The 10,886-nt window shown below is 32.8% G+C and carries 8 protein-coding genes; 1 reads left to right on the top strand and 7 read right to left on the bottom strand.

From position 1 onward, the window contains the following. Positions 1 to 770, top strand: a 770-nt coding sequence (locus IAI56_RS13975; protein ID WP_187658457.1) for a T9SS type A sorting domain-containing protein, incomplete at its 5' end; no start/stop codon positions are given. Between the two features lie 65 nt (positions 771 to 835). On the opposite strand, the gene IAI56_RS13970 is transcribed toward IAI56_RS13975, so the two are convergent. The 7 genes from IAI56_RS13970 to IAI56_RS13940 all read right to left on the bottom strand — a co-directional run. Continuing rightward, on the bottom strand, positions 836 to 2,146 hold the full coding sequence (locus IAI56_RS13970) for a serine hydrolase domain-containing protein (RefSeq protein WP_187658456.1): 1,311 nt from the start codon (positions 2,144 to 2,146) through the stop codon (positions 836 to 838). A 4-nt stretch (positions 2,147 to 2,150) separates the two neighbouring features. Continuing rightward, positions 2,151 to 2,579: a DUF1493 family protein gene (locus IAI56_RS13965; protein WP_187658455.1), complete on the bottom strand. Its 429-nt coding sequence runs from the start codon at positions 2,577 to 2,579 to the stop codon at positions 2,151 to 2,153. Positions 2,580 to 2,710: 131 nt separating this feature from the next. Beyond that, on the bottom strand, positions 2,711 to 5,578 hold the full coding sequence (gene polA, locus IAI56_RS13960; RefSeq protein WP_187658454.1) for a DNA polymerase I: 2,868 nt from the start codon (positions 5,576 to 5,578) through the stop codon (positions 2,711 to 2,713). Positions 5,579 to 5,805: 227 nt separating this feature from the next. After that, positions 5,806 to 7,926, bottom strand: coding sequence for a tetratricopeptide repeat-containing sensor histidine kinase (locus IAI56_RS13955; protein ID WP_187658453.1), 2,121 nt, complete (start codon positions 7,924 to 7,926; stop codon positions 5,806 to 5,808). Further along, positions 7,926 to 8,687: a LytR/AlgR family response regulator transcription factor gene (locus IAI56_RS13950; RefSeq protein ID WP_187658452.1), complete on the bottom strand. Its 762-nt coding sequence runs from the start codon at positions 8,685 to 8,687 to the stop codon at positions 7,926 to 7,928. Before IAI56_RS13950 ends, IAI56_RS13955 begins: the two co-directional genes overlap by 1 nt. Before the next feature lie 108 nt (positions 8,688 to 8,795). Further along, entirely contained in the window at positions 8,796 to 9,122 is a 327-nt protein-coding gene (locus tag IAI56_RS13945) for a hypothetical protein (protein ID WP_187658451.1), read from the bottom strand. A 2-nt stretch (positions 9,123 to 9,124) separates the two neighbouring features. Continuing rightward, a partial coding sequence (locus tag IAI56_RS13940) for a LamG-like jellyroll fold domain-containing protein (RefSeq protein ID WP_187658450.1) occupies positions 9,125 to 10,886 on the bottom strand: 1,762 nt, incomplete at its 5' end.

The following is a 10,886-nucleotide window of genomic DNA, read 5'->3' as shown; positions in this document are numbered from 1 at the left end:
AATTTTTTATAACAATTATCAGCGTAACAAGTTTTGGTCAATCCAAATCTACAGGTACAGTTTCTCTTAACAACAATGTTCCTATAACTGCCAACTTTACATTAAATAATAACACATCTCAAGTGACTTTAGTCTTAACTGGTCCTTCAGATAGATGGTTTGGACTAGGATTTGGTTCGCAAATAGAATCTGGTTTTGGAATGAGTGATGGTGATGTTGTTGTTTTTACAACTGCAACTAATCCTAATTTAACAGATAGAAATTTTGCAGGAACACAAAACCCTCCACAAGACGTACAAAACTGGACAACTAATTCTAATACAGTTTCAGGCGGTATTAGAACACTAACATTAACTAGATCTCTAACAACATCTGATAGTAACGATTTTCAAATGCCTTACGCATCAACTAATTCAATAAAAATTGGTGGTGTAAGAGCTGGAAGTGCAAACTTTAATGTTGGTAGTCATGGTGGAAGTGCAAGTGCTGGCTTTGCAACTTTACAATTTACAACACTTGATGTTGAAGATTTTTCATTAAGAGCAACTCAAATATATCCAAACCCATCCAATGGTGAGTTTTTAATTAAAGCAAAAACAACTTTGAGAGAAGTTAATGTTTATTCACAAACTGGTACTTTTGTTAGAACAATTAAAGTGGAAGAATCAGACACAACTGAAATTAATATTAATGGATTGCAAACCGGTGTTTATCTTTTAGAATTAGTAAATGATACTGAAAAATCTTGGAAAAAAGTTATTGTAAATTAGTCTACAACTTATATCAAAAAGCCGAAACAATTTAGTTTCGGCTTTTTTGTTTTATGAAATAAAAGTTATTCTTTAATAAATTCGAATTCCATCGTTCCTTGTTTGAAATTCATTTTATTTTCTCCAAATTTCAATTGTATCATAGCGGCTTCAAAAACAAATTCGGTTTCGCTTTTTGCTGTTAATGGAAAGGAACTTTGCCCAGTTGCTTGCGCCAACAAATTACCATTTTCAACAAAAACTTTAATTTTCATTGGAAACCCAGCCGATTTATACGTTCCTGAATATTGCTCCAAAATCGCTTTTGAAACCTCAAATTGCTTGAATTCTGGAAATGAATAGTCACTACCATAAAACAAACTCAACACACCAATCATAATATCGTTTCTACTATAATTATCGCCATTTACAATAATAGCAAAACCTGTTTTATCCTCTGGATTATAACCTGCCGCGGCACGAAAGTTTTCAATTCCGCCAGTATGTCCATAGAATTTTCGGTTTTCAAAAGGTGCAATTATTAATCCTTTTCCATAATAATCTTCCATAGATTTCATATGCTCTAAAGAAGATTTTGAAGTCAACTTACCTTCCAATAAAGCTTCTAAAAACAGGTTCAAATCATCTGTTGTTGATACCATTGCGCCAGCAGCAAACGACAATGAACTATGCCATTCAGGAACTTTTGTCCAATTTTTTCCATCAAAAAAATAAGAGTTGCCTTCGTTTTTTGTAATGTCAATTTTCGTTGGAAGTATACTGTTTTTCAACCCAATTTTCTTCACAATTCGAGTATTTAGATTTTCTGAAAAACTTTTTTTGGTAATATCTTCAATGATGTAACCCAGCAAATTATAGTTGGAATTACTGTATTTGTGTTGCGAATTGGGTTCAAATGCAGAAGTGTAATTCTCTATTCGCTTTACCAAATCTTCCTTTTTATTTTCTACATAAATGAATTCTCCAACCGATGGATCGTCATTCAAAAAATCTGGAATTCCAGTTCGGTGATGCAGCAAATGATGAATGGTAATTTTTTCCGCGTTTGGAATTTTTGGATAAAATTTTGAAAGTTTTGTCTCCAAAGTCAGTTTCTTTTCGTCAACCAATTGCATAATCATAGTTGCCGTAAAAGTTTTAGTAATTGAACCAATCTTCAATTTGGTGTTTACATCTAATTTTTTTCCGCTTTCAACATCAGCAAAGCCATAAGCTTTACTAAAAACCATTTTACCTTTTTCGATTATGGACAATTCGCCCATAAATTTGTTATTGACATTCAAAAAAGTCAACAAACTATCAATTTTTTGAAATTTTGTTTGTTGCGAAAATGCAAATGATGTTGATAATAATAAAAGGAAAAGGAGTTTTTTCATGGGATTATTTTAAAATATTATTTATTAAGGAAACAATTAGCCAAACTATTACAATTATGAATAAAACAGAGTTTATAATCATGTCATATCGATAGCTTGGTAGTTTATGTTCGGGATAATCAATTTCCCATTTTTTATTATTCGCAAATTCAGCTAACATTTTTGGTGTAATGGGAATTTCTTTAACTCGTTGGTGAGGATTTTTAGAAAGCAAACTACCAATATTAAAAGATAAACTTCCTTCTTCTTGGTAGTGAAAATACCAAAGAAAATTACTCATGTCAACATTATATTTTTCAGCATATTTTAGCAGAAACTCATCACAATCATCTCCATCAATTCCAACTTCTGAAAAAACATCAGAGTCAGAAGTAAGTTTTGTTTCCCAAAATTCTTTTTTGATGAAATCGATTATTTCTTGTTCAGTAATCATAAAATTAATTTTGAATTTTGTCATTTCGACGAAGGAGAAATCGCATAAAGTTATTTAGATTGTGTGGTTTCTCCTTTGTCGAAATGAAAAAGTTACTCAACTGCCAACTGCCACTGAAAACTGAACACTTATCAATGCGCTTCCAACCAATTTTTTCCAACGCCAATTTCAACATCTAGCGGAACATCCATTTTGAAGGCGTTTTCCATTTCGTGTTTAATCATGGGTTTTATTTTTTCTAATTCAGAGTTGTGAACGTCAAATACAAGTTCGTCATGAACCTGAAGTAACATTTTTGATTTCCAATTCTCAGAAGTTAGTTTCTTGTGAATATTAATCATTGCAATTTTGATAATATCGGCTGCTGAACCTTGAATTGGCGCGTTTACAGCATTTCGTTCTGCGCCACTTTTTACCATCATGTTAGCAGAATTGATGTCTTTTAAATAACGTCTTCTTCCTAAAACCGTTTGTACGTAACCGTTTTCTCTTGCAAAATCTACTTGATTGCTCATGTACGATTTCAGTTTTGGATACGTCGCATAATACGCATCAATCAACTCAGCACTTTCTTTACGCGAAAGCGATGTTTGATTAGAAAGTCCGAATGCAGAAACGCCATAAATAATTCCGAAATTCACGGTTTTGGCATTGCTACGTTGTTCTTTTGTTACTTCTTCTAACGAAACATTGAACACTTTTGCAGCCGTACTTCTATGAATATCTTCATTATTTTGAAACGCTTTTATCATGTTTTCTTCGCCAGAAAGCGCTGCGATAATTCGAAGTTCTATTTGAGAGTAATCGGCAGATAATAAGGTGTAATTTTCATCACGAGCAATAAATGCTTTTCTGATTAATCGTCCGCGTTCGGTACGAATTGGAATATTCTGCAAGTTTGGATTATTCGAACTCAAACGACCTGTGGCTGCAACAGTTTGCATATAGTCGGTGTGAACGCGACCAGTTTTTTTATCAACTTGATTTGGTAACGCATCAATATAAGTACTTTGCAATTTCACCATTTGACGCCATTCCAAAATATCTTTTACAATTTGATGTTCATTAGCTAAATAACTCAAAACCTCTTCGCCAGTCGCATATTGACCTGTTTTGGTTTTCTTTTGTTTTGCTCCGCCAATTTTCATTTTGTCAAATAAAACGTCTCCCAATTGTTTTGGTGAAGCCAAATTGAATTTCTCGCCAGCAGTTTCGTATATTTTTTGTTCCAATTCAGAACTTTCTTTAGCCATTTCTACCGACATTTCTTTCAAGAAAGGAACGTCAAGATTGATTCCTTCTAATTCCATTGCGGCCAAAACAGGAATCAACGGAATTTCGATTTCATCGAATAACTTTTTAGTTTCTGCTTTGTCTAAAATCGGGCTGAAATTTTGTTTTAATTGAAACGTAACATCAGCATCTTCGGCAGCGTATTCTTTGATTTCTTCCAAAGCGACATCACGCATTGATTTTTGATTTTTACCTTTTTTACCAATTAAATCTTCAATTGATTTGGGTGAATATTTCAAATACGTTTCCGATAAAACATCCATATTATGACGCATATCAGGATTAATTAAGTAATGCGCAATCATCGTATCAAATAATTTTCCTTTGATTTGAACTCCATAATTAGATAGAATTTTCAAATCATATTTTATATTCTGACCAATTTTTTCGATGTTTTCACTTTCAAAAAACGGTTTGAATTTATCAACTAAAATCTGAGCTTCTTCTTGATTTTCCGGAAACGGAACGTAAAATGCTTCGCCTTTTTGCCAAGAAAATGACATTCCAACTAATTCGGCATTCAAAGCATCAATTCCTGTAGTTTCGGTGTCAAAACATACCGATGTTTGATTGAGTAGATTTTGCAAAAATAATTTTGTACCCAAGTCACCTTGAATAATCGTATAATTATGATTGGTGTTTTCTAAGGTAGAATAATTTGAATTGGTTTTCACTTCACCACTTTCCTCATCCGAAAATCCGAACAAGTCAAATTGCTCTTCGTTGGTTTTTTTAACAGGTTTTTTTTGTCCCGAAGCATCGGGATGATTTTTGTCATTGCTATTGTCATTGCCGTTTGTATCAATTTCGTCGTATTCTTTTCCAGTTCCAAAATATTTATCAAACTGCGCTTTCATTTGACGGAATTCCAACTCTTGAAATAAAGCATCGGTTTTTTCAACATCAGGTTTTGAAAGTTCAAAATCTTCGGCATTAAATTCAACAGGACAATCGAGTAGGATAGTAGCCAATTTTTTTGACAATAATCCCAATTCGGCATTGGCTTCAATTTTATCTTTAATCGCACCTTTCAGTTCGTGTGTGTTGGCTAAAAGATTTTCCAACGAACCATACTCTTTCAAGAATTTCTTAGCTGTTTTTTCACCAACGCCTGGCAATCCTGGAATATTATCGGCTGCATCGCCCATCATTCCTAAGAAGTCTATCACTTGTTCTGGTCGTTCGATTTCAAATTTTTCTAACACTTCTGGAATTCCCCAAATTTCAATGTCGTTACCCATTCTTGCTGGTTTGTACATAAAAATATTTTCGGAAACCAATTGTGCAAAATCTTTATCTGGCGTAACCATATATACTTTAAAACCTTCTTTCTCGGCTTGTTTTGCCAACGTTCCAATTAAATCATCGGCTTCAAAACCTGCCACTTCAATAATTGGAATGTGCATTGCTTTCAATAATTCTTGAATGTAAGGAACGGCTATTTTAATCGCTTCTGGAGTTTCATCACGATGCGCTTTGTATTCTTGATACATTTCGTAACGGTAATCGCTTCCGCCTTTGTCAAAAGCTACAGCTAAATGATCGGGTTTTTCACGTTTGATAACATCCATCAAGGCATTCATAAATCCCATAATGGCCGAAGTATCCATTCCTTTAGAATTAATTCTTGGATTTTTTATAAAGGCAAAATAGCCGCGAAAAATTAGTGCGTAAGCGTCAAGAAGGTAAAGGCGTTTTTGTGACATTTTATTATAATTAGACTGTAAAAATAACAAACAAATCTTCATTTCGTGAACTAAATTATACAGTTCATGAATTTTTAATACAACATCTTTTTATTACCGTTTTATTTGCAGTAAAAAAATAAAATGGAAATAATTATTAAAAACTTTAATTTTAAATTTTTGCTTTTAGCGATTATTACACTTGTAATTATTGGATTGAATATTTATTATTTACTTTGTTTTTAGTATCAAGCAAAAGGAATTTTAATTACAACTTTTGTTCCTGTTACTTCGTTTTGTTCATTGATTAAATCGGAATAGGTTATTAAATCTGAAAGTTGTGCTTTTTTGTTTAATAATTCAAGACGTTGTTCGATAGCTTTTGTAGAAAATGAATTGTGTGTTGAGTGGTTTTTGGCTTTGATTTCAGCCGATTTTTTACGACCAATTCCATTATCAATTATTGTGCAAATCAAATGTGTTTCTTTATCATCAATATCAAAATAAATTTTCACTTTTTTATCTCCTTTTTGGTGTAATAATCCGTGTTTGATACTGTTTTCTACAAACGGTTGAATTAGCATTGGTGGAATTTTGTGATAATCTTCATCTATGCTATTGGAAATGTCTATTGAATAAGTAAAATCTTTTTTAAATCGCAATTGTTCTAATTCTAGATATTTGGTTAGAATTTCAACTTCATCAGAAATAGTGATGCTTTTTTTGCCTGAAACTTCTAAAATTTGTCGTGTTAAATAGGTAAAATTATTGAGTTGCTCGTTAGCGATGAGTTTGTCGCCATACATAAATTGCATCTGAATACTGTTCAAGGCATTGAAAATAAAATGTGGGTTCATCTGACTTTTTAATGCTTTGAGTTCGCTTTCGGTGATTTTTTTCTCCGCAGCTAAAAGCTTTTCAGTTTCTGCGAGTTGGTTTTGAAGGATTTCGTTTTTCTTTTTTTCTTTATAGCGTGAGAACAAAACGTAACTTGTGGTTGCAATTCCAGTGAAAAAGAGAAGGACTAAATACAATGTAGTCGTTTTCTTTTTGGATTCGAGATCTGCAATTTTATTTTTTTGATTGAGCGCTTTGATGGCAGCTTCTTTCTTTTCGGTTTCGTATAGGTACGTGGCTTTTAGGGCAATATCTTTACTTTCGTCAAAGTAAATTTCTTCACTAATGTCAGAAGCAATCGATTTGTATTTATAGGCATTTTTAAAGTCTTTTTCTTTAGAAAAAATTTGGCTTAAAATTTCAGCAGCGTTTTTTTGATTGGATGGGAAATTGGTTTTTTGTGCCAATTCGAATGCTTTTAATCCATATTCTTTGGCAATCGAAAGTTGATTTTGATGGGATAAAATAGTTGCTAACTTAATTTGTACTTTTGATAGATGAATACTACTGTTTATTTTTTTGAATAGCTGTTCTGCCTGCGAATAGTGCGATTTTGCTTTGTCATTTTCCTTTTTCAAAAAATAAATATCTCCGTAGTTTTTGTGAGCCGTGGCGATAAAATCTTCATTGTTCATTTCGGTTGCCAATTGAAAAGCTTCGTTGTTGAATTGTAGTGCTTTGTCAATTAAATTTAGATTGGTGTTGGTTGCTGCTAGGCTGTTTAAAATTAAACTTAAACGCTCTTTATTATTGGTTTTTCGGTCGATTTCCAAGCATTTTAAATAATACAAACAGCTCGTTTTATAATCGTTTTGATTGTCGAAAATCCGTCCGAGTGCAAAATTGGTCCGTTCCAAACCTTCTAAATCGTTCAGTTTTTCAAACAAGGGCAAGGCTTCTAAATTGTATTTGATGGCTAAATTGTTGTTGCCTAAATTGTTGTAGATGTAACCCAAATCGGTCAGTACATAGGCAATAGATGATTTGTTTTTGGAACGTAAAGCAAATTGATGCGCTTTTTTCATGTAGACCAACGTACTGTCAATTTTACCTAAATAATCAAACGCAGTTCCGATGTTTTGTAGCGAAAGAGAACTACCGATGTGAAACTGAATGGAGTTGGCCGTTTGCAGAGATTTTTTGTACAACAGAATGGCTTTATCGTATTTTTCATTGTACAATTCATAAGCGCCATCGTTGTTGTATGAAATCGACAAATATTTGATGTACGTATTTTTTAGCGTTTTATTGTTCTCTTTTTTACTATTATCCAAAGCTATTTTTTGAAGCTCTTGATTGTATTTAATCCAGATGTTGTGATCGTTTTCGGACTCTATGATTTTGTTGAGAAGAAAGCAACGCGTAGTGTCTTTTTGTGGATGATTTTGGAGTTGGATGAGGTCGGAATTGGTGTTTTGAGCCAACAGAATTTGACCGAAAAATAGTCCAATAAAAACCACCCAATGCTTCATTATATAATGTTGTTGAGTTGCATAAATTCTTCAAATTCTTCCTTTTTTTCACGCGATATAGGAAGTAGCGTTCGGTCGTCGTAGGTAACTGATAAACCGTCTTTTTTGCTGTATTTTTTGATGAGAGAAACATTTATTAAGTATGAGCGATGAATGCGGAAAAACCGTTTGTCATTCGCCAACAAATCTTCAAAATGTTTGATTTTTTTTACAGTCAAGTCTTTGCCATTTTTGTGATGTATGGTTGTGTACGAACCTTCAGCTTCAAAATAGAGAATGTCGTTCAAATCCATAAAAACAATGCCATCGCCAATGAGAATGCCGATTTTTTTTAATTCTTTTTCTGAGAGATTTTCTTTTAATATCGTAATATTTTCTGAGAAATGATTGATTTTTAAAAATTTACTTTCTACTTTTTCAATGGCTTCTTTTAATTTAGTTAAACCTATTGGCTTTAGTAAATAGTCAGTTGCTGAAACTTCAAATGCTTTGATGGCATATTCAGAATATGCAGTACAAAAAATAGTTTCAAAAATTGGTTTATTGAAGTAATCAAAAAGTGCAAAACCGTTTTCGTTAGGCATTTCAATATCTAGAAATACTAAGTCAACTTGATTTTTATTGATTAGTTTCACAGCTGACTTTACGTCTTCGGCTTCGGCGATGATTTCAACCGTTGGACAATATTCGGCAATGAAGTTTTTGATGATTAGACGAGCGTTTTCTTCGTCGTCTACTACTATGGCTTTGATGGTTTTCATGGTTGTTGAATAGGGAAACAAGATAGTATTTTTTTCAAAACGAAAAACCCGCTCAAGGAGAAATGAATTCTTTTGAGCGGTATTTTCCAAAAAACTACTACTTTACTTTTATATTTTACTCAATAGCTGTACTTTTCCGTGCATGGTTGCGGTTGCGGTTAAGATTAAAGCGCCTTTTTTGCCTTTTTCATAATAGTGTAATTTGTCGCCTTCTTCCATTTTGATGGTTGTGGTTGCGTTTTTGGTCAATCGATAACTTCCACCGCTTCCGGCATTGATTACGCTGACTTCATCGGCTAAATCATTTTTAATTTTGATGTCGAATTTTTCGGCAACGGTAACTTCATTTAACAAACCAAAGCGGTGTTTTTTCGCGGGTGCATTCATAGACATTAATCCAAATGCTAAGACTAAAAGGAGAATTGTTTTTTTCATATTTATTTAACTATTAGTTTTTGTGTTGCAATAGCATTGTTTGAATCTTCAATACGAATTAAATAGATTCCTTTCGATAAGTTAGAAACATTAATTTCTTTTGAACTAGCAGTCATCACTTTTTGCCCTTGAAGCGAATAGATTTCTACTGATTGTACTTCGTTTTCCATTTCGATAGAGAAAGTATCGGTAGTTGGATTTGGGTAAATGGTTGCTTTTAGATTATTTGAATTAAAATCTTGATTTGAAAGCACGCTTTGATTGTTATATAATGCCATAACTTCTGATGAAGAAAGTGCAATATTGTAAATTTCAAAATCATCAATGTGTGCGTTCAAACTAATATTTGATACACTACCTCCACCTGCGTAATATCCAAAAATTAAGTTAGTTCCTGTGGTATTCCATGCTCTTGATGAAGTGCCTAATAGTGTTCCATCTTTATAAACACTTGCTGAAGTTCCACTATAAGTTAAAACATAATGTGACCAACTTGAATTGTGTCCTAAGCCTCCAATTACAAAATCATTTCCCCATCCATAATAATTTAAGTTTCCACTTCCCGCATTAATTAACATACCATAAGCTTGATTAGTCGCAGGAGTTCCCCAAGCAAAAACTAAATGATTTTGATCGGTTACTCTTTTCATCCAAAAAGAAACTGTCCTTTGTGTATTTCCTTGTGGTAAATTAGAAATAGAAGCAAATAATTGTTGGTTATTGATAAAAACAGCTTTGTTAGGTTGACTAAATCTATTGTCTACAAATGTTGGACTAGTTGACAATGGATCTAAAGAGATTGTATTGTTTTCATTGTTCAAAGAATCATCAAATGGAAATTTTTGTATCAAATTATAACTTAATGTATATATTGGTGATACTGTTGTTCCATCAGCATTGGTTGCCTCAATTTGATAATAATATGTATTGGAAGATGATAAACCAGAAATTGAAGTACTTAAATTTGTATTAGAATTTCCTGAAGCATTTCCACCTGTAACTTGATTTGTCAAAGCAGTACTAGAATTACCATATTTAATTACAGAAGTTGTTGCTAATCCTGAAGCATTAATTGTGTAAGAAACTGTTGCGCTAGAAGTTATAAAAAGTGAAGCAACATTTGAAATAACAGGTGTTTGTAAAACACCAACAGATGAATTTTTGACCGCAAGAATTTCAGCAGCTGATAATTCTCTATTGTAAACATATAATTCGTCTAATTTTCCATTCATACATTTTGCAGTGTTAATTACACCACCATTTGTTCCACCGCCAAAAGTAAATTTATTTGTTGCTAAATTTAAACCGGAGTAATTCAAAAGCCAAGTGTTAATACTTAAAGCACCGTTTAAATAATAACTAACCGAAGTTCCATTGTGAACAACAGCATGATGTACCCAAGAGCCAGCCAAAGTTGCTTGTTCTTGTAAAGTAAGACATCTGTAGGCTGGACCATCTAACAAACCAAATTCATATCTATTAGGATAATATGTTGGCGCATAACAACCAGACGAGTTTGTTGCTCTATAATAGTTTGTTTCTCCCAATTCAAAAGAAGTTGAATAATTAGTTGGAACACCTATTGGTCTGAATTCCCACCATGCAATTGTATATTTGGCCTGTGATGTTATTGCACTTGAGATTGTAGAATTCACTAAAGTTTCTGCTCCAGTATATGAAACACCTTGTCCATAGTAACCAGTATTATAAGTTATGTTTGTTGTTGTTCCGTTTGTAAAACTGTGCGTTGGAGAATTACTATTA

Source organism: Flavobacterium macrobrachii (assembly GCF_014486675.1).
In the GTDB taxonomy this organism is placed as follows: domain Bacteria; phylum Bacteroidota; class Bacteroidia; order Flavobacteriales; family Flavobacteriaceae; genus Flavobacterium; species Flavobacterium macrobrachii.
This window is presented reverse-complemented; position numbering and strand designations above follow the sequence as displayed.

Excerpts from the sequence above, each read along its gene's own strand:
- IAI56_RS13970 (WP_187658456.1), bottom strand. The coding sequence starts at position 2,146 with ATGAAAAAACTCCTTTTCCTTTTATTATTATCAACATCATTTGCATTT.
- IAI56_RS13965 (WP_187658455.1), bottom strand. The coding sequence starts at position 2,579 with ATGATTACTGAACAAGAAATAATCGATTTCATCAAAAAAGAATTTTGG.
- polA (WP_187658454.1), bottom strand. The coding sequence starts at position 5,578 with ATGTCACAAAAACGCCTTTACCTTCTTGACGCTTACGCACTAATTTTT.
- IAI56_RS13955 (WP_187658453.1), bottom strand. The coding sequence starts at position 7,926 with ATGAAGCATTGGGTGGTTTTTATTGGACTATTTTTCGGTCAAATTCTG.
- IAI56_RS13950 (WP_187658452.1), bottom strand. The coding sequence starts at position 8,687 with ATGAAAACCATCAAAGCCATAGTAGTAGACGACGAAGAAAACGCTCGT.
- IAI56_RS13945 (WP_187658451.1), bottom strand. The coding sequence starts at position 9,122 with ATGAAAAAAACAATTCTCCTTTTAGTCTTAGCATTTGGATTAATGTCT.